Origin of the sequence: Nonomuraea muscovyensis (assembly GCF_014207745.1) — a bacterium.
Taxonomy (GTDB): Bacteria; Actinomycetota; Actinomycetes; order Streptosporangiales; family Streptosporangiaceae; genus Nonomuraea; species Nonomuraea muscovyensis.
In genome coordinates this window covers 68,966-88,023 of sequence record NZ_JACHJB010000003.1, presented here as the reverse complement: position 1 = coordinate 88,023, position 19,058 = coordinate 68,966, and the positions used below count along the sequence as shown (strand labels likewise).

At 73.9% G+C, this 19,058-nt stretch carries 12 protein-coding genes; 8 read left to right on the top strand and 4 right to left on the bottom strand.

Going from position 1 to position 19,058, the window contains the following annotated elements; translation table 11 throughout:
• Positions 1-9: 9 nt before the first annotated feature.
• Both FHU36_RS31955 and FHU36_RS31950 read right to left on the bottom strand, forming a co-directional pair.
• The gene (locus FHU36_RS31955; RefSeq protein WP_185087827.1) at positions 10-6,447 is read right to left on the bottom strand and encodes a type I polyketide synthase; all 6,438 of its coding nucleotides are present in this window, start codon (positions 6,445-6,447) and stop codon (positions 10-12) included.
• Positions 6,444-10,472 (bottom strand): non-ribosomal peptide synthetase, encoded by a 4,029-nt coding sequence (locus tag FHU36_RS31950; protein ID WP_221497046.1) that lies wholly within the window; start codon positions 10,470-10,472, stop codon positions 6,444-6,446. The genes FHU36_RS31955 and FHU36_RS31950 overlap by 4 nt, the downstream gene beginning before the upstream one ends.
• A 116-nt stretch (positions 10,473-10,588) precedes the next feature.
• On the opposite strand from FHU36_RS31950, the gene FHU36_RS31945 reads away from it, so the two are divergent.
• From FHU36_RS31945 to FHU36_RS31910, 8 genes are all read left to right on the top strand, one after another.
• Positions 10,589-11,707, top strand: coding sequence for a class I SAM-dependent methyltransferase (locus FHU36_RS31945; RefSeq protein WP_185087826.1), 1,119 nt, complete (start codon positions 10,589-10,591; stop codon positions 11,705-11,707).
• A 111-nt stretch (positions 11,708-11,818) separates the two neighbouring features.
• Positions 11,819-13,771: a phosphopantetheine-binding protein gene (locus FHU36_RS31940; RefSeq protein WP_185087825.1), complete on the top strand. Its 1,953-nt coding sequence runs from the start codon at positions 11,819-11,821 to the stop codon at positions 13,769-13,771.
• Entirely contained in the window at positions 13,768-14,844 is a 1,077-nt protein-coding gene (locus FHU36_RS31935) for a saccharopine dehydrogenase NADP-binding domain-containing protein (protein WP_185087824.1), read from the top strand. The genes FHU36_RS31940 and FHU36_RS31935 overlap by 4 nt, the downstream gene beginning before the upstream one ends.
• Positions 14,841-15,065: a hypothetical protein gene (locus FHU36_RS31930; RefSeq protein WP_185087823.1), complete on the top strand. Its 225-nt coding sequence runs from the start codon at positions 14,841-14,843 to the stop codon at positions 15,063-15,065. The genes FHU36_RS31935 and FHU36_RS31930 overlap by 4 nt, the downstream gene beginning before the upstream one ends.
• A gap of 33 nt (positions 15,066-15,098) precedes the next feature.
• Positions 15,099-15,368: a GlsB/YeaQ/YmgE family stress response membrane protein gene (locus FHU36_RS31925; RefSeq protein ID WP_185087822.1), complete on the top strand. Its 270-nt coding sequence runs from the start codon at positions 15,099-15,101 to the stop codon at positions 15,366-15,368.
• Positions 15,369-15,716: 348 nt separating this feature from the next.
• Entirely contained in the window at positions 15,717-16,058 is a 342-nt protein-coding gene (locus tag FHU36_RS31920) for an ArsR/SmtB family transcription factor (RefSeq protein WP_185087821.1), read from the top strand.
• 14 nt (positions 16,059-16,072) lie between these two features.
• Positions 16,073-17,146 carry an ACR3 family arsenite efflux transporter gene (arsB, locus tag FHU36_RS31915; RefSeq protein WP_221497045.1) on the top strand — a complete coding sequence of 358 codons (1,074 nt, stop codon included), beginning with the start codon at positions 16,073-16,075 and terminating at the stop codon, positions 17,144-17,146.
• Positions 17,139-17,528 (top strand): arsenate reductase ArsC, encoded by a 390-nt coding sequence (locus tag FHU36_RS31910; protein ID WP_185087820.1) that lies wholly within the window; start codon positions 17,139-17,141, stop codon positions 17,526-17,528. Before arsB ends, FHU36_RS31910 begins: the two co-directional genes overlap by 8 nt.
• 100 nt (positions 17,529-17,628) lie before the next feature.
• Here the strand turns inward: FHU36_RS31910 and FHU36_RS31905 are convergent, their stop codons facing one another.
• Positions 17,629-18,675, bottom strand: a complete 1,047-nt coding sequence (locus tag FHU36_RS31905; protein WP_185087819.1) for an ArsO family NAD(P)H-dependent flavin-containing monooxygenase — start codon at positions 18,673-18,675, stop codon at positions 17,629-17,631.
• Complete coding sequence (locus FHU36_RS31900) at positions 18,672-19,049, bottom strand: ArsR/SmtB family transcription factor (RefSeq protein WP_185087818.1); 378 nt, start codon at positions 19,047-19,049, stop codon at positions 18,672-18,674. The genes FHU36_RS31905 and FHU36_RS31900 overlap by 4 nt, the downstream gene beginning before the upstream one ends.
• Positions 19,050-19,058: the final 9 nt, after the last annotated feature.

Here is a 19,058-nt window from a genome sequence, read left to right as displayed (position 1 = left end):
TGGTCCTTCTCACAGTCGTGCCAGTGCCTGGTCGAGCGCGGCGTTGATCAGTTCGGCGACCGCGTGCAGCGCCGGCGGGTGCAGGAGGCTGTAGTGGTGGGCGTCCACGCCGGCCACGTGGGGCGCCCTGGCCAGGTAGGCGCCCCAGCCGAGGTCGTCCCTGCCGGGCGGGGTGTCGTCGACGCCCATGCCGATGCCCGAGTTGCGCGGCGCGAGCCGGTCGGCCCGCACCAGCAGCGTGGCGGTACCGGGATCGCTCAGCTTGCCGGGAGTGTGGGCGGCCAGCGCGCGCAGGTGCCGGGCGAACACCTTCAGCCGTCCGGAGAGGTCCTCGCCGCGGCCGAGCAGCCGGTGGCCGCGCAGCCGGTCGGCCATGGCGGCCAGACGCGCGTGCGGAGGGATCGCGGCCAGCGCGTCGCCGGTGTCCAGGTCGATGCCGAGGAACGCCTCCAGCGCGCGCAGGTGCCGTACGGCGACTTCCAGCTCGACCTCGGGGGCGTCGTTGCCGGGCACCTCGCCGATGAGGGCGGGGTCGTTGGAGTCGAGCATGACGAGGAGCTCGACGTGCTCTCCCGCCTCGTGAAGTTGCCTGGCCATCTCCTGGGTCACGGCGCCGCCCATGGACCAGCCGCCGAGCAGCCAGGGCCTGCCTCCGTGCCCGATCGCCGACAGGTACTGCGCCGCGATTCCCGCAACCGTCTCCGGGCCCGATGCGTGGGCGCCGGCCAGCTCGGGGTCGGCCAGGGCCACCACGTCCACCCGCGGATCGAGCAGCCGGGACAGCTCGGCGTAGCACAGGACGTCGCCGCCCGACGGGTGCGCGAGGTACAGGACGGGACGCTCGCCCCCGCCGGCGGCGCGCAGCGGGAGCACGATGTCCCGCGTGGACGCGTCCCCCTGCCGCCTCACAGGGCCAGGGCCGGTGCTCGACCGCCGCGCCCGGGCGTCGGGCTCGATCCTCGGCTCCCGCGTCCAGGCTTCGGGGTCGGCGGCCAGTTCCCGCACCCGCGCGGCGTGCGCGGAGATCACCCTGTCGAGCTCGTCACCGGGCAGGACGCCTTCGAGCGCGTCCCACTGCAGCCGCAGCTCGCCGTCGTGCTCCAGCACCTGGTGGTCGAGCCAGGTCTGGGGTGTCTGCGACGCCGCGTGCACCTGCTGTCCGGCCCACTCCAGCGCTCCGGCGCCGCCCAGGAGCTCGTCCATGCCGAGCGCGCTGGTGAACACCACGGGCACAGTCCGCACCTCGCCAGTGCGTGCCGCCTGCTCGGCGAGCACCTCCAGCGCGGAGAACGCGCGGTGGTCCAGGTCGGCGAAGAGCCGAGCCTGCGTGGCGGCGGCCCGTTCGGCGAAGCCGGCGGCCGGTACGGCGGGCACCTCGTGCAGCACCAGCGAGGTGAAGTCGCCGACCACCTGGTTCACCTGTGGATGGATGGGCGGCCGGTCGAACATGGTGAGCGTCAGGCTGAACCCGGGTGTCCCCGTCCACTCGGCCAGCGCGTCGGCGTAGACGGTCAGCAGCGCCGCGGTCGGGGTGACCCGGTGCCGGGCCGCGGCGTCCCGCAGCGCCGCCCACTCCTCGCGGCCCAGCCGTACGGCTCGGCGGGCGAAGCGCGGGGCCCCCTCCGCCGGTTCGCGGACCGGCAGGCGCGGCGGCCCGGGAAGCACGTCGAGGCGGGCACGCCAGTAGGCCGCCGCACGCTCGTCGCGCCGGGCCTCCAGCGCGGCGGCGCACGCGGCCGGATGCGGCTCGACGGGCGGAAGCGTGGCGTCGGGTTCCCGGTAGAGATCCCGCAGTTCGGACTCCACGATCCACCAGCTCGCCGCGTCGCAGACGAGCACGTTCACCCCGATGAACAGCCGCACGCGGCCCTCGGGGAGGCGCGCCGCCTGGATCTGCACGAGCGGCCACCGGTCGGACGGCCCGGGCTTGGTGGAGATCCGCTCGCGCAGCGCGTCCAGCCGTTCCGCGCGCCGCTGTTCCGGCACGCCCGCCAGGTCGTGGACGCGGATGCGGTAGCGCGGCAGGTCAGGCAGTTCGAGCCAGCGACCCTCGGAGGTGGTGACGCACCTGAGCATGGGGTGGCGGGCGATCACCTGGTTCCAGGCCTGCTCGTAGCGGGCCAGGTCCAGCTCGGGGCAGTCGTACTCCAGGTAGAAGTGACAGGGCAGGTCGCCCCAGCGGTAGCCGCCGTCGCGCCCGACCCAGTAGGCGTGCTGCACCCGGGTCATGGGGAACGTGCCGTCGCCCGCGACCGCTCGGTGGGCCTCCGCTTCGGCCCGGTGGTCCGGCGCGTTCCGCTCCGCCTGCCGCGCCGCCTCGATGAGCCCGGCCATCCCCGCCACCGTGGGAGCCGAGAGCAGGTCTCGCAGGCTCAGCGACACGCCGAACCGCTCGCCGAGCGCGCCGAGCATGCGCACGGCCAGCAGCGAGTGCCCGCCGAGGGCGAAGAAGTCGGCTTCCGGGTCGCTCACGGGCACGCCGAACAGCTCCGCCCAGAGTCCGGCCACCGCCTGCTCGACGGCGCCGAGTCGCACCCCCGACGCCGGCGTGCGGCCGTCCCCGCGCTGCCTGGGCCGGTTGGCGGCCGCCACGCGTGGGTTCAGGTCGGTCGCGGCGATCACGACGGTGTCCGGCACGCTGCCGGAGGCGCGGGCGGCCAGCAGCCGGTCCAGCGCCCGGGTGCCGGTGTCGGCGTCGAGAGCCTCGGCCAGCACGACGGTGTGCTCGGAGCCGTCGGCGGCCACGCGCCAGCCGTCCCAGACCGCGCTGATCCAGCGCGTCGGCTCCTGCCTTCCGCTGAGCACCCCCATCGCGGCGTTGGCAGCGGCGTACGGCCCCATCCCGACGCCGCCGACCAGCGTCGTCACCGACGACATGAGAAGCACGGTGCGAGGCCGCCGCGCCGCGGGCAGCGCGGCGACGGCCTCACGCAGGGCCTCCGTGCCGCCGACCTTGGCGCGTGCGTGCCCGGCCACCTGCTCGGCGTCCAAGGCCCTGAGTGGATCCGGCCTCGCTTCACCGACCACGCCGGCGGCCTGCACGACCAGTTCCACAGGGGCGTCGGCCGACAGCTCGGCGAGCAGCGCCGCGGTGGCCGCCGCATCGGCGGCGTCGCAGCGGCGCACCTCCACTCCGTCCTGGTCGAACGTGGGGCGAGCGGTACGCGAGGTGATCACGACACGGTGGCCCCGCGCGGCGAGGTGCCGGGCGAAGAGCTGCCCGACCGCGCCCATCCCACCGATGATCAGCACGGTGCCGGGTGGCGGGCGATCCACCTCGGCGGCGGGGCGCCACGGCGTCAGCCGCCGTGCCCAGCGTGCCGCTCCGCGCAGCGCGATCTCGCCGCTCTCGCCCGGAGCGGGCGCGTCCAGCTCGCCAAGCACGGCACGGGCCTCGCTCGCGGGATCTGCCGGCGTGCCGAGGTCCACGGCGACCCAGCGCAGGCCGGGCTGTTCCTGGCCGAGCACGCGCGGCAGCGTCCGCAGCGCCGCCTGCGCCGGGTCCGGCGCAGGATCGCCGGCCACCCGCTCGCCGTGCCGCGTCACGAGCAGCAGTGCCGTGCCGGGTCCCGCCGCAGCGGCGACGGCGCCGAAGCGCAGCACCTGGGATGCCACCGCGCCGGCCTGGTCGGCTTCCGCGCCCGGGGCATCGGCCACGACGACCAGCCCGCCGGGCGGATCGGACGGCGGGCCGGCGTCGAGGGGCAGCACCTCGGCGCCGCCCTCCAGCAGCAGGTCCCTGATCGCGGCAGCGAGCGGTCCGCCGCCCTCGACGACCCATTGCCCTCGGGGCGGGGCGGCGGATTCGGCGGGTGGGAGCTGATACCAGGTGGGGACCTGCAGCGGCTCGTGAGCGTCCACGCCGGCGTCCGCGGCAGTGCGTGAAGGCGGGTCGATCCAGAGGTGGCGGCGCTGGAAGGCGTAGCCGGGGGCGTGCACCCTGCGCCGTCCGGAGGCCGACAGCGCTTGGAGGTTCACCGGCGCCCCGTGGGCCCACAGCGCGCCGAGCGCCTCCCTCGCGGTCTCGCACTCCGGCTCGCCGGGGGCCAGCGTCGGCACGGCGGCCAGGAGACCGGCGTTCTTGCGGGCCAGCGTCGTGAGCGCCGTCCCCGGTCCGGCCTCGACGAGGACCGTCGGGCCGGCCAGCGCATCGGCCAGCGCATCGGCGAAGCGGACCGGGCTGCGCAGCTGCCTCGCCCAGTGTTCGGGGTCGGCCAGCTCGGCTCCGATCCGCGCGCCCGTGACCGTGCTGTACACGGGCACGGCCGGAGCCTGTCCGGCCATGCCGGTCAGCGCGCCGAGCAGCTCAGGCAGCTCGGGTTCCATGAGACGGGAGTGCATGGCCGCGTCCACGCGTAGCGGGACCCCCGTCTTGGAAAGGTCGGCCGCGAAGGCGTCCACGGCGGCGGCGGGACCCGACACCACGCACGCGGCAGGTCCGTTCACCGCCGCGAGATCCACGTCGGGATGGCGGGACAGCAGCTCCACCACGGCGTCCTCGCCGAGCGGCACGGCGAGCATCGCCCCACCTCCGGCGGCGCGGGCGGCCACGGCGCAGCGGGCCGCGACCAGCCTGGCGGCGTCGGGCAACGGCAGGGCGCCGCTCACGGCGGCCGCGGTGCACTCGCCGAGGCTGTGACCGACCAGCGCGTCAGGCCGTACGCCCCATGCGCCGAGCAGCGTCGCGACGCCGTAGGAGACGGCGAACAGCGCGGGCAGCCCGAAGGCGACATCCCTCACGCGGCCGGCGGGGACCGCGGGGTCCAGGACATCGCGGACATCGGCGCCGAGCAACGGCAGCAGCAGGTCGGCGCAGGCGTCGACGGCGGCGGCGAAGACCGGCTCGTCACGGTAGAGGCCGCCGCCCATCCCCGGATAGGCGCTGCCCGCCCCGGGGAACGCGAACACCGTCCTGGGCGGCCCGTCCGCCGCCCGGACCGGCGTGGCCGACGCCAGGCGGCGAGCGCCCACGGCCGCGACACGGTAGGGCAGCTCGGCGCGTCCCACCGCCAGCGTGTGGGCCAGGTCGTCCTCCCTGACCGTCGCGGCCGCTCCCGCCACGGCGGCGGCCGTCGCCCGCGCCGCCTCCGCGCCCGCTGCGGACACCACGAGCAACTGGGGCCGGGTGTCCGGCTCGGCCGCCGGCAGATCGGGTGCCGGTCCCAGTACGGCATGGCAGTTCGTGCCGCCGATGCCGAACGAGCTCACCCCGGCGTGCGGCGGCGTGTCCCAGGCCCGAGTCTCGGCGACCACCTCGAAGGGGGACCCCCGCAGTTCCAGGTGCGGGTTCAGCGGGTGGGCGCCCAGCGTGGCCGGCAGCGTGCGGTGGTGCACGGCCAGTACGGCCTTGATGAAGGAGGCGATCCCGGCGGCCGAGTTGGCGTGCCCGATGTTGCCCTTGACCGATCCGAGCCCGCACCAGGCGGGTCCGGTGCCGCCGAACACCCGGCGCAGCGCCGCCACCTCGATCGGATCGCCGAGCCGCGTGGCCGTTCCGTGCGCCTCGACCAGCCCGACGTCGCGCGGCGACAGGCCCGCCACCGCCAGGGCTTCAGCCACCACGCGGGCCTGCCCGCGCATCGAGGGTGCGGTGAACCCGGCCTTGTCGGCGCCGTCGTTGTTCGTCGCCGATCCGTGCAGAACGGCGAGCACGGGGTCGCCGTCGGCCAGCGCGTCGTCCAGCCTGCGCAGCACCACCACACCCACGCCCTGGGTGTGGACGATGCCGGTGCCGTGCTCGCTGAACGGCCGGACGGCGCCGTCGGCGGAGAACACGCCGTCGGGCACGTGCAGGTAGCCCTGCCCCTGAGGCACGATCAGCGACACGCCTCCGGCCAGCGCGGTGTCGCATTCGCCGGTCACCAGCGACTGCGCCGCCAGGTGGACGGCGACCAGGGAGGTGGAGCAGCTGGTGGCCACCGCCACGGCCGGGCCGTTGAGGTCGAGCCGGTAGGCGGTCTGGAGCGGCAGGTAGTCGGCCTGCGTGGAGATCGCGGTCTGCAGGCTCCCCAGCGGGTCGCGGCCGCCGCCGGTCGGGTCCCACCGGTCGTGGAGGTTGCCGGCCAGATAGGCGCTCTGCATGGCGCCGGCGAAGACGCCCACGGCTCCGGCGCCCCGCCCGCCGCCGTGGCCGGCGTGCTCCAGCGCGTGCCAGGCGCACTCCAGGAACAGCCGGTGCTGGGGATCCAGCAGCGCCGCCTCGGCGTCGGTGAACCCGAACGGCTCGGGGTCGAAGTCGCCCTGTCCCTGGATGAGCCCGCCGACGGGGACGAAACGCGGATCGGACCGCAGGCGTCCCGGCACGCCTCGGGCGGCCAGTTCCTCGTCGGTGAACCGGGTCAGGCCGTGCCTGCCCTCACGCAGCAGGTCCCAGAAGGCGCCGGCGTCCGACGCGCCGGGGAAGCGGCAGGCGAGGCCGACGACGGCGATCGGCTGGGTCGCGCTCATCCGGCCACCTCGGCGGCGAGCGCCCGCGCGGTCCTGCGGGCGGCGGCCCTGCTCTCGGACGGAGCTTCGGCCGCAGGGTGGTGGACGGCCTGCGCCGGGTCACCGCCGGTCGCGGTTCCGTCAAGCGGGCCGGCGCCGGGCGTCGCCGTGACGGTCGCGGCTTCCCTGCGGCCGGTGATGAAGGTCGCGAGGTCCCTGACGGTGGCGTTGGCGAACATGTCCACGACGCTCAGCCCGTCGTCCAGCTCCGCGCGGAGGCGGCGGTGCGCCAGCACGACCGTCAGGGAGGAGGCGCCGAGCCGGAAGAACGGCGTCGTGACGTCGACGGGGGCGTTGAGCAGCTCGCCGAACACCCGGGCCACCGCCCGCTCCACCTGAGGGTCGGGCCCTGCGGCCGGCGGCGTCGGCGACGCCCCGGGGCGTGCCGGCGGCTCCGGCGCCGCCGGGGCGGGTGGCCCGGCGGCGGGCACCGCGACCGGTGCGGCGTCGATGACCAGCTCCAGCAGGCCGTCGGCGGGCAGGTGCTCCGACAGTGCGAACCCGTGGGGCGCCAGCGCGGCGCGAGCGGATCTCACCCACTGACCGGCAGTGGTGAGCGCGTCCGAGGGCGGCAGCGACCCCGCCGACACGGTGAGCGAGAGCCGCAGCCCGCGGCCTATGGCGTCGGTCAGCGCCTCCTCCAGGCCACCCCGGACCGGCCCGCCGCCCGAATGGCCGTGTCGGGGCGCCTCGGCGGGAGAAGGCACCGGCTCAGGTCGCTTCGGCGGACTGGATGGTGTGGCCGTCCCACCCTGGAAGGGGTTCGGCAGCGCCGCGTAGTCGATCTTGCCGTTCGCGGTGACCGGCAAGGCGTCCATCCGGAGGAACCGGTTGGGCAGCATGTACGGCGGCAGGCTCGCGCGCAGCGCGTCGATCAGCTCGTCGTCCGACGGCGGCCCCCCAGGATCGGCGGGAACGACGTAGCACACCAGCCGCGGCCGGTCGTCCGGCCCGGGGACGGCACGCGCCACCGCCTGCCTGACACCCGCCAACCGGTCCAGCGTGGACTCGATCTCGCCCAGCTCGATCCGATGACCTCGGATCTTGACCTGCCGGTCCAGCCTGCCCAGGAACTCGATGGTGCCGTCGTGGCGCCAGCGGCCGAGGTCGCCGGTGCGGTACAGCCTGCGCCGGAGCACCGGGTGGGTGATGAAGCGCTCAGTCGTCTGGGCGGGGTCGCCGACGTAACCGCGGGCCAGCCCGTCGCCGCCGATGTGCAGCTCGCCGGGCACCCCCACCGGGCATGGCTCGCCGTGCTCGTCCAGGATGTGGAAGGACTGGCCGCGCAGCGCCCGGCCGTACGGGATGCTGGGCCACGACCGGTCCACCTCGGCGATCGGGTGGCAGATCGACCAGATGGAGGCCTCCGTCGCGCCGCCCAGGCTCACGACCTCGGCCTGCGGGGCAAGGGCGCGCACCCGGTCCGGCAGCGTGACCGGGATCCAGTCGGCCGACAGGAGCACCAGCCGCAGCGTCGACAGCGCCCGCCGTACCGCCTCCGGTTCGAGCTCGGCGTACTCGACGAGCATCTCCAGCAGAGCGGGCGCGGTGTTCCAGACGGTCACGCGGTGGCGGGCCATGAGATCGAGCCAGTGGCCGGGGTCCCGCTGGCGATCCGCGTCCGGCAGGACGATCGCGCCGCCCGAGCCGAGCACGGAGAACACGTCGTAGACGGACAGGTCGAAGCTGAACGCCGACAGCGCCAGCACGCGGTCCCGCGAGTCGAGCGGGAATCGTTCGGCGAGGTCGTCCAGCGTGGTGCGGGCGGCACGGTGCTCGATGGCGACGCCCTTGGGCGTGCCGGTCGAGCCGGAGGTGAAGATGGCGTACGCGAGATCCCCGGGGTCCGCGCGGCGAGGCTCGGCGTCCTCGACGGCGGCCAGGGTTCCGTCGGTGTCAAGCTGATGGGCGGTGACGCCGGCCGGCCAGGTGACCTGGTGGAAGGTGAGAGCGTGCCGTACGGAGCCCTTCGCGCAGACCGCCGCGATGCGGCCGGCGGGCCAGGACGGCTCGACCGGGACGTAGGCCGCGCCGGCGGCCAGGATGCCGAGGAGCGCCGTCACCTGGGCGATGCCCTTGTCGGCGCAGACCGCGACCAGGTCGCCCGGACCGAGGCCGAGTCCGGCCAGTGCGCGGGCGGTGCGCGTGACGCGTTCGGCGAGCGTGCCGGCGTTCACTTCAGTGGTGGAGTCGAGCAGCGCGGGGGCGTCGGGAGCCAGTGCGGCGGCCGCCCGCAGGGGATCGTCCAGCAGCGGCCCCGCGGAGCCGAACGCGCCGCCGGGCAGTTCCTCCTCGGGCAGGAAGGACGGGTCCCACCCCAGCGAGGGGTCGGTCCAGAGCTCCGCCTCCGAGGCGAGCCGCCGCAGCAGGCGGACGTGCGCGGCCAGCATGCCGGGCACGAACCCGGCGGGCAACGCGCCGTCCACGGCGTCCCAGGCGATGCGGAGCCGTCCGCCCTCGTCCCAGACGATGTGGTCGAGCAGGACCTGCGGGGTCTGGGACACGCCGAACACGTCCGTGCCGAGCCAGGCCGCCGGAGCCTCACCCGGCCCGGCGAGCCCCACGCCGCTGGTGAAGACGACCGGGTGGGCGGTCAGGGGCAGGCCGGTGGCCGGGTCGGTCCGGCGCGGGCGCAGGCCGTTCTCGGTGGCGGCGCGCAGGGCCTCCGGGCCGGACACCGAGCGGTGGTCGAGGTCGGTCCAGAACCGGCGGTTGACGGCGGCGGCGAAGCCGGCGAAGCCGTACCAGGAGGCCGGGTCGGCGGCGGGGATCTCGACCAGGACCGTGCTGGTGAAGTCGCCGACGACGGCGTCGAGTCCGGGTGTGTCGTCGGCGTGGGCCAGGTCGTCGCGGTCGAACAGGGTGGTGTTCAGGCAGAACGGATCGTGCGCGCCCCAACGGCGCAGCACCAGGGCGAAGGCGGCCAGCAGCAGGCCGGTGGGGCTGAGGCCGTGGGCGGCGGCCTGCTCGCGCAGGCGCGCCCATTCCTCCGGGGGCAGCTCGGCGCTGTGCCGGGTGAAGTGTGGGACGCCGATCTCATGAGGAGTGCGCGTCCAGGGCAGGGCCGGGCCGTCGGGCAGCGTCGGGGCGCGGCGCGCCCAGTAGGCGGTGTCGATCCTCTGGCGCCGCAGGTGTGCGGGACCGCCGCGGCGGCTCAGGAGCTCCGCGAACGTCAGCGGGGGCGGCGGCAGCTCGGCGTCCGGATCGGCGTGGAACGCTCCCCACTCGCGCATCAGCCGCATCCAGCTCATCAGGTCCAGAGCGAGCACGTCCACGCCGACGTACAGCCGGGTGCGGCCGTCAGCCAGGAGCGCGGCCCGCACGTCGAACAGCGGCCACCGGCTCACGGGCCTGAGCTGGTGGGAGCACTCGGCCCGCAGCTCCGCCAGTGCCGCCTCGGCACGCTCGGGTGTGGCGCCGCGCAGGTCGGTGATGTCGATCCGGTACGGGGGCACGTCCTCAAGTACCCGCTGCCTCGCGTCGTCCCCGACGACCACGCGGAGCATGGGGTGCCGCTTGATGAGCCGGTTCCACGCGGCCTCCAGGCGGGCGAGATCAGCCAGGGGGTCGCCGTCGGGCCTTCGGTCGTACTCGTAGTAGTAGAACGTGGCCACCCCGCCCAGCGGGAATGCCGGATCGCGTCCCACCAGGTAGGCCGCCTGGATCGGGGTCAGCGCGAACCCGTCGCCGGGACCCGCCGGGGGACGGGTTGCACCGTGGTCCTGGGTGTCTGCGCTGATGTCGTCGGTGTCCTGGACGATGCCGGCGGCCACCGTGCGGGCCGTCGCCGACCCCAGGAACGCCGTCAGGGGAAGGCTCACGTCGGTCTCCTCGCGCAGCCTGCGCCGCAGCCGGACGGCGGTGAAGGACTCCAGACCCAGGGCGGTGAACGGCACGTCGGGGTCGAGATCCTCCGGCCGGTGTTCGAGCACGTCGGCCAGGCATGCGAGCACGTCCTGGACGGAGAGGGAAGGTGGGGCGCCCAACGGTGATTCCTCCAGGGGGCGATCACGACAGTGGAAACGGTTTTCATTCCTACAGGGAGACGCCCAGCTTGTCCAGATCTTGAAAATGATTTCCGTTTCTGTCAATGTCTGGGGACATGCCGGACTTGGAACTGCGAGCGGACGAGGCGGGGAAGACCGCCATGGCAGGGGCCGACACCACGGGGGCCGGCGCGGCGGTCGCGCGTCTGGACCGCCTGGCCCTGCTCGGGATCGCCGCCGAACTGCACCGCCGTACCAGCCTGGACGGCCCGGGGGCGTACCCGGCCGACGAGATCGCCGAAGAGCTGGGCTCGGCCGCAAGGCACGCCTGGATCCCCGGCCACTGGCTGGCCGCCCTGCACGACGCCGGGCTGGTCAGCCGAGACGGCGAAGGCTGTTACCACGGGCTGCACCGGCCGCGCCGCGCCGAGCTGGCCACCGCCCGCGCCCACATGGAGGCCGCCGCGACGGCACTCGGCTACCCGTCCGAGCTCCCCGCGATGCTGCTGCGCTCGCTGGCGCTGCTCCCACGCCTTCTCGGCGACGAGGTCGGCGTCCAGGCGCTGCTGTACCCCGACGGAGAAACGGCCACCGCCGACGCCGTCTATCGCGACAACCTGATCAGCCGCTATCTCAACGGAGCGGCGGCGCAGGCGGTTCGCGAGCTGGCCGGAGGGGCCGGCCGGCCGCTGAGGGTGCTGGAGCTGGGCGCGGGCATCGGCGCCACCACAGCGGACCTGCTGCCCGCGCTCGGCGGGCACGAGGTGGAGTTCTACCTGTTCACCGACCTGTCCCGATTCTTCCTCGACACCGCCCGTCACCGCTTCCAGGCCGGCTTCCTCCGCTACGAACTGCTCGACATCGCCCGCGACCTGCCGGCGCAGCCGGACAAGCTCGACCTGGTGGTGGCCGCCACCATGGCGCACAACGCGCCACACGCGGGCCGCCTGCTGGAGCAGGTCGCCGCCCTGCTCGCACCGGGCGGCCACGTGATCCTCGTCGAGACCGTCCTGGAACACCCTCAGTCACTCACCTCCATGCCGTTCGCGCTCTCACAGCGCGACGGCCTGCCGGCGCGGCACGACGAGCGAGCCGGCACCACCCGCACCTACCTGAGCAGGGAGGAGTGGCTGGGCTGGCTGGCACGCGCCGGGCTGCGCGTCGAGGTCGACCTGCCCCGCGACGACGACCCGCTCGCCGCGCTGTCGCAGCGCCTGCTCGTCGCGACCCGCTGACCCGCGCAGCGCCTGTTCGTCGCGACCCGCTGACCCGCGTTCCACACTCGACCACGCTGCCGCGGTGCCTCCCTGCAGCCGCCCGCTGACCCGTCTCACCTTGGAGCAGTCATGACCTTGCGCGATGAGCTGGCCGCCATCTGGGCGGAACTGCTCGGCCTACCACCCGGCGAGATCCCCGACGACGTGAGCTTCCTGCGCCTGGGCGGCGACTCGGTGCTGGCCGTCCGCATGTCCGCGCTGGTCCGCAAACGCCTGGCGGTCGTGCTCGCCCTTTCCGACGTGCGGGTGGAGACCACCCTCGGCGAGCTGGCGGACCTGGTGGGCCGCCGGACCTCCGACGAGCCGATGGCCAAGGCTCTGCCCATCACGGTCACCCGGCGCAGCGACCCCCACGCCGAGTTCCCGCTGCTACCGCTCCAGCAGGGCTACTTCGTCGGTCAGCAGGACGGCTGGGAGCTGTCCTACGAATCCGCCCACTACTACCTGGACTACGCGCTGACCGGCGTCGACGGCGACGAGGCGGCCGACGCGCTGACCGACGCGGTGGAGCGGCTGGCCGTGCATCAGCCCACCCTGCGCGCCCGGGTGACGTCCGACGGACGGCAGCATGTCCTTCCCGTCGGGACGCCCGGCGCGGTCCCCGGGGTGCGGGTGTACGACCTGCGCGAGGAGAGCGACGAACGGATCACGAAGGCGCTGGAGCAGGTACGCGGCGAGATGAGCCGCAACGGTCCCGACCCCACGCGGGGGCCCGGCCTGGACATCCGGCTCACTCTGCTGCCCGAGGGCGAAGGGCGGCTCCACCTGGGGCTCAGCCTGCTGCTCTTCGACGGGTGGTCCTCCAGCGTGCTCAGCCGCGACCTGCTGACGTTCGTGGCCGACTGGAACGCCGTGCCGGCCCCGCTGGAGGTCGGGTTCGGCGACTATGTCACATCGCTGGCCGAGCTGCCCGCGACCGAGGCGTGGCGGGCCGACCGGGACTGGTGGTGGTCCAGGATGGACAGCCTGCCCCTGCCACCCGCGCTGCCCCTGGCCGCCGACCCGCACGACGTGCGACCCGTCACCATGGCGAACCGCGAGCATCGCTGGTCCGCCGCGCGGTGGGCGGCGCTGCGGCAGGAGTGCACCCGTCGCGGGGTGACGCCTTCGACCGCCATGCTGACCGCGTTCGGCGTGGTGCTGGCCCGTTGGTCCGGCCATCGGCGGATGCTGCTCAACTCCTTGCAGCTCAACCGGCTGCCGCTGCACCCCGACGTGCAGCGGATCGTGGGCGCCTTCGCCGCCACGATGCTGCTGCCGCTCGAATTCGCCCGCAGTGTCAGTTTCGCCGAGCTGGCCGTCGCCGCGCAGACGGTCTCGGGGGAACACGCGGCGCACAATCTCGTCACCGGTGTGGAGGTGGGGCGCGAGCTGGCCCGCAGGCGCGGGAGCTGGCGGCCTGTCGGCCCGGTGGTGTTCCAGAGCGTGCTCGGCGTGGACGCGGCCATGGGCGGCCGGCCGCCGGAGGATGCCGGGCCGCTGGGCAAGGTGGTGGCGGCCGACTACTTCCACCAGCTCCGCACCCCTCAGGTGGCGATCGAGGTGCGGTGCTTCGAGCTGGGCGACGAGATGGTCGCGGTGTTCTCGCTGGTGGCGGAGCTGTTCGAGCCGGACCAGGTGGAGGCCGCCTTCGCCGAGTTCGTGGCGCTGGTGGACGGTCTGGCCGACGGCCCGGGCTGGGACCTGGTCCCCGACCTGCCTGAGGAGGCGGACCTCGGCGAGGTGGCGGCGCTGAGGCTGGGCCGGCTGCCCGAAGTGGCCGTGCGGCACGCCGACGGCCCACCCGCCGACGAGCTGGAGCAGACGGTGGCCGAGGTGTTCGAGGAACTGCTGGAGGTGCCCGTCCTCGACCGCGGTGCCGACTTCTTCGGGCTCGGCGGCGACTCGCTGCTCGCGGTCCGGGTCGTCGTCCGCCTCGGTAAGGAGTGCGACGTGTCGCTGCCGGTGCGGAACTTCCTGTCCGACGCCACCGTCGCCGGGGTGGCCGCGGCCGTCCGGTCCCTGGCCGGGGTCGCACGATGATCGGGGTGCTCGGCGGCACCGGTTCGGTCGGCCGTACGGCGGCCGAACGGATCGCGGCCTGGGGGCTGGGTGAGCTGCGCATCGGCGGCCGGAACCTGGACACGGCACGAGAGCTGGCGCGCACGCTGCCCGCCGTGGCGGAGGCGGTGCGCACCGACCTCAACGATGCCCGCGAGCTGGCCGCCTTCTGCTCCGGCTGTCGCGTCGTGGTCAACTGCGCGGGCCCGACCTACCAGGTGCTCGACACGGTGGCGCGGGCCGCGTTCGCGGCCGGCGCCGACTACATCGACATCGGCGGCGAGCTGGTCGCCAAGGACGCTCTCACCAGCGCAGGGGCCGACCTCGACGGGCGGACGGCGGTGTTCTCCGCCGGAGTCATGCCGGGACTGTCGGGGCTGCTGCCCCGACTGCTCGCCGACGGGCGGCCGCTGCGCCGCCTGGACGTCTACGTCGGCGGGGCGGCCGTGTTCACGCCGCTGTCCGCGGTGGACGCGCTGCTCACCCGCGGGCCGCGCTTCGGCGAGCCGATGGCGGCCTGGCGCGACGGCCGCATCGTGCCGAACGCGCTGGCGCCGCTGCGTGCCGTGAACCTGCCGGGGTTCCCCGTCCCCATGTACGCCTGGCCGTACCTCACCACGGAGGCGCAGACGCTCGCGACCGGCACCGGCGCGCACGAGGTGCGCGGCTACAACGTGTTCGTCTCGAACCGGCTGCCCGAGGCGCTGGCCGAAGCCTGGGCCGAGACCGACGGCGTCGATCCGGACACCCTCGCCCCGTACGCCGGCAGGGTGGTGCGGGCTTCGCTGCTTGACCGGGCCGATTTCGGCGCCTTCTACGTCATGCTCTTCACCGCCCGCCCGCACCCGGGCTCGGCCCCCGGGCCCACGCGAGTGCTCCTGACCGCCGTGGACTCCTACGCGCTCAGCGGGGTCGTGATGGCCATCGCCACCCGCGCCGTCCTTGGCGGTGACGTGCCGCCGGGCGTCCACCTCGCGGCAGAGGCGCTCGACCCGGACGCCACCGCCGAGGTGCTGGGCAGCGACCCGCTGGTGAAGGAGTTCACCGTGCGGTGAACCACGCCGAACGCGCCATGCGCACCGACTGGCCGAGCGAGATCGACCGCTGGCTGTCCGAGCTGTCCCAGTACGGCGGTCACCACGGCGGATTCGGCCACCCGCAGCACCACGGTCACCACGACCCGCACCACCACGAGCGCGGCAGCGGCTCCGCACCGGGTGAGCGCAGCGAAGCCGCAGGGGAACCGCGGGCACAGCGCCGATCGTTCTTGACGTGACGGTCAGCGGCCGACAACAACAGGAGCGGCAGCGTGGAAATCACCGGCATCATCTCCGCCATCATCATCGGCATCGCGATCGGCGCCCTCGGCAGGCTGGTCATCCCAGGCCGGCAGCATCTTCCGATCTGGCTGACGATCGTGATCGGCATCGTGGCCGCACTCGCCGGCACCGCCATCGCCGCCGCGCTCGGGGTCGCCGACACGGGCGGGATCGACTGGATCGAGCTGGTCATCCAGATTGGCCTGGCCGCTCTGGGCGTCTCGGTGGCGGACGGCATGTACGGCAGGCGAAAGAGATAGCCAGGCCGAGGAAGGCGACTTCCAGCCGATCACCAGGAAAGGCCGGCAGCCCGACGCCGGCCTCACCCGGGCGCTCGCAGATGGCGCTCGGCCTGTTCACCGAACCGGCGGCGAGTGCGCGGTCGGCTGGTCGGGCGGGTCGGAGTTCGCCACCGAGGTCAACCCCGCGGCCTTCGCCTCCATGGCCGAGCGCGGCCTCGGCATCCGTGGACCGAGGAGCGCCGGGTCCGCGTCCCTGCTGGCCGACCTCGGAGTGCCGATGACCTGACCCCTCGCCACAAGCACTGATAGATGTCTGTCAATATAGACAGTGACCGACTTCGACCGACGTCTATGCGGGGAGTGTGGATGGAACTGCTCGAACTCCTGGAGTGCAGCCCGCCTCTGACACGCGAGCCGCTGGACGCCGAGCAGGCCGCGGGCGTGGCGCGGGTGTTCAAGGCGCTGGGCGATCCGGTGCGGCTGCGGATCGTGTCGATCGTGGCCAGCCGTCAGGGCGGCGAGGTGTGCGTGTGCGACATCACCGACGCTTTCGAGCTGTCGCAGCCGACCATCAGCCACCACCTGAAGGTGCTCAAGGACGTCGGCCTGCTCGCCTCCGAACGCCGCGCCTCCTGGGTCTACTACCGGCTCGTCCCGGACACGCTCGCCGAGTTGTCCGCACTGCTCAACACGCCCGCCACGATATGAGGCCAGGAACCCGGATGTCGTCCACGACCAAGAGCTCGGGTGTGATCGGCGGGCTGTCCACGCTGGACCGGTTCCTGCCGGTGTGGATCGGGCTGGCGATGGCCGCCGGGCTGCTCCTCGGGCGGCTGGTGCCCGGCCTGGACACCGCGCTGGAAGCGGTGAAGATCGGTGAGATCTCGCTGCCGATCGCGCTGGGCCTGCTGCTGATGATGTACCCGGTGCTGGCCAAGGTCCGCTACGACCGCCTCGACACCGTCACCGGCGACCGCCGCATGCTCATCGCGTCGCTGGTGCTGAACTGGGTGGTCGGCCCGGCGCTGATGTTCGCGCTGGCCTGGGCGCTGCTGCCCGACCTGCCCGAGTACCGCACCGGCCTGATCATCGTCGGGCTCGCCCGGTGCATCGCCATGGTGCTCATCTGGAACGACCTCGCCTGCGGCGACCGTGAGGCCGCCGCCGTCCTGGTCGCGCTCAACTCGATCTTCCAGGTGGTGGCGTTCGGCGCGCTCGGCTGGTTCTACCTGGAACTGCTGCCCGGCTGGCTCGGCTTGCCCGAGGCCGCGCTGGACGTCTCGGCGTGGGACATCGCCCAGTACGTACTGATCTTCCTCGGCATCCCCCTGCTGGCCGGATACCTGTCACGCAAGCTGGGCGAACGCGCCAAGGGCCGCGACTGGTACGAGACCCGCTTCCTGCCCAAGATCGGCCCGATCGCCCTGTACGGGCTGCTGTTCACCATCGTCATCCTGTTCGCCCTGCAGGGGCACACGATCAGCGAACGCCCTCTGGAGGTGGCCCGCATCGCGCTGCCGCTGCTGGCCTACTTCTTCCTCATGTGGGGCGGCTCGTTCCTCGCCGGGCGGGCCATCGGCCTGCCCTACGACCGCACCTCCACACTCGCCTTCACCGCCGCCGGCAACAACTTCGAACTGGCCATCGCGGTGGCCGTCGGCGTGTTCGGCGTCACCTCCGGCCAGGCCCTCGCCGGGGTCGTCGGCCCGCTCATCGAGGTCCCGGTCCTGGTCGCCCTGGTTTACGTCAGCCTGTGGGGCCGACGCCTGTTCAGCAAGGAGACCGCTCATGCCTAGCGTCCTGTTCGTCTGCGTCCACAACGCCGGCCGTTCCCAGATGGCCGCCGGCTGGCTCACCCACCTGGCCGGCGACCGCATCGAGGTGCGCTCCGCCGGCTCCGCCCCCGCCGAGACGATCAACCCCGTAGCCGTCGAGGCCATGCGCGAGGTCGGCATCGACATCGCCGCCGCCCGGCCGAAGGTCCTCACCACCGACGCCGTCCAGGCCAGCGACGTGGTCATCACCATGGGCTGCGGCGACGCCTGCCCGATCTTCCCCGGCAAGCGGTACGAGGACTGGAAACTCGACGACCCCGCCGGCCAGGGCATCGAGGCCGTCCGCCCGATCCGCGACGAGATCCGCGCCCGCGTCGAGAAGCTGATCAAGGAACTGGCCTAGCGAGGACTCCCACGCGTCTGCTGACCATCGGGGGGCGAGATCGAGGCGGACCTGAGCGACCGGCGCGAGCCGGGGCGCGACGCATCCGCACGGGCCGGGACTACGCAGGCCCCGACCTCATGATCTCCGCGACCGTCTCACGAGCCGTGCGGCCCGCGCCGATGAGGGTGGCGGAGGCGGGGCCGGTCCAGTCGCCGTAGCCGAGCAGGTGCAGGCGGGGTTCGCCGATGGCGCGGGTGCCCTCGACCGGGATGCGGCCGTCGGGACCGCGCAGCCGTAGCGGGGCCAGGTGGCCGAGGGCGGGGCGGAAGCCGGTGCACCAGATGATGGCGTCGCAGGCCAGGCTGGTGCCGTCGGGCCAGGCGACGCCTTCGGCGGTGATCCGGCTGAACATGGGTTCGGCCTTGAGGACGCCGCGGTCGCGCGCTTCGCGGACGGGCGGGACGACCACGATGTCGCCCAGGTCGCCGATGCCGGCTCCGCCCTCGGCCCGTCGCGTGGCCAGGGCGAAAAGGGCCCGGCCGTCGAGTTCGTCGGGCAGCAGGCGGGGCGGGCGCTGGGTGACCCAGGTGGTGTCGGCGACGGTGGAAACCTCGGCGAGGATCTGGGCGCCGGAGTTGGCGCCGCCGACGATCACCACGCGTCGGCCGCGGAACGGCTCCGGGCCTCGGTAGTCGACCGTGTGGAGTTGCTCGCCCCGGAAGCCGCGGATGCCGGGGTAGTACGGGACGTACGGGCGCCACCAGGTGCCGGTCGCGCTGATCACGACGCGGGCCCGCCAGGTGCCCGCGCCGGTGTCCACCAGCAGGCGGTCGCCGCCCCGCCGTACCGCGCGGACGGTGACAGGGCGGATCACGGGCAGGTCGTAGCGCTGTTCGTAGTCGGTGAGGTAGGCGACGGTGTCCTCGGCACTGGGGTAGCCGCCGCCGGGCGGGGCGGGCATCATCCGGCCGGGCAGCGAGCTGTATTGCGCGGGCGAGAACAGCCGCAGCGACGGCCAGGCGTGCCGCCACGCTCCGCCTGGCCGCTCCTGGGCGTCGAGGATGACGAAGTCGGCCTTGGCGCGGCGCAGGTAGTAGCCGGCCGCCAGGCCCGCCTGGCCGCCGCCGATGACCAGGACATCGACCGCGCGCGGATGTCCGGTCATACGGGGGTGAGCTCCAGCTCACCCGGCCTGCCGGGCGCGGGCTCGGTGAGCGGCGCGAACAGGGCGCCCAGCTTGTTCACCGCCTCGGGGATGATCCGGTAGTAGACCCAGGTGCCGCGCCGCTCACCGTCGATCAAGCCCGCCGTACGCAGGACCTTGAGGTGGTGGGAGATGGTGGGGGCGGTCAGGTCGAAGGCGTCGGTGAGGTCGCACACGCAGGCCTCGCCGCCGGCGTGGGATCCGATCATCGACAGCAGGCGCAGCCGTACGGGGTCGGCGACGGCCTTGAGCATGACCGAGAGCTCGGCGGCGTCGGTCTCCGACAGCGGCTCGCGCGCGATCGGTGCGCAGCACTGGATCGTGACGGCGGTCATGCGGCATCC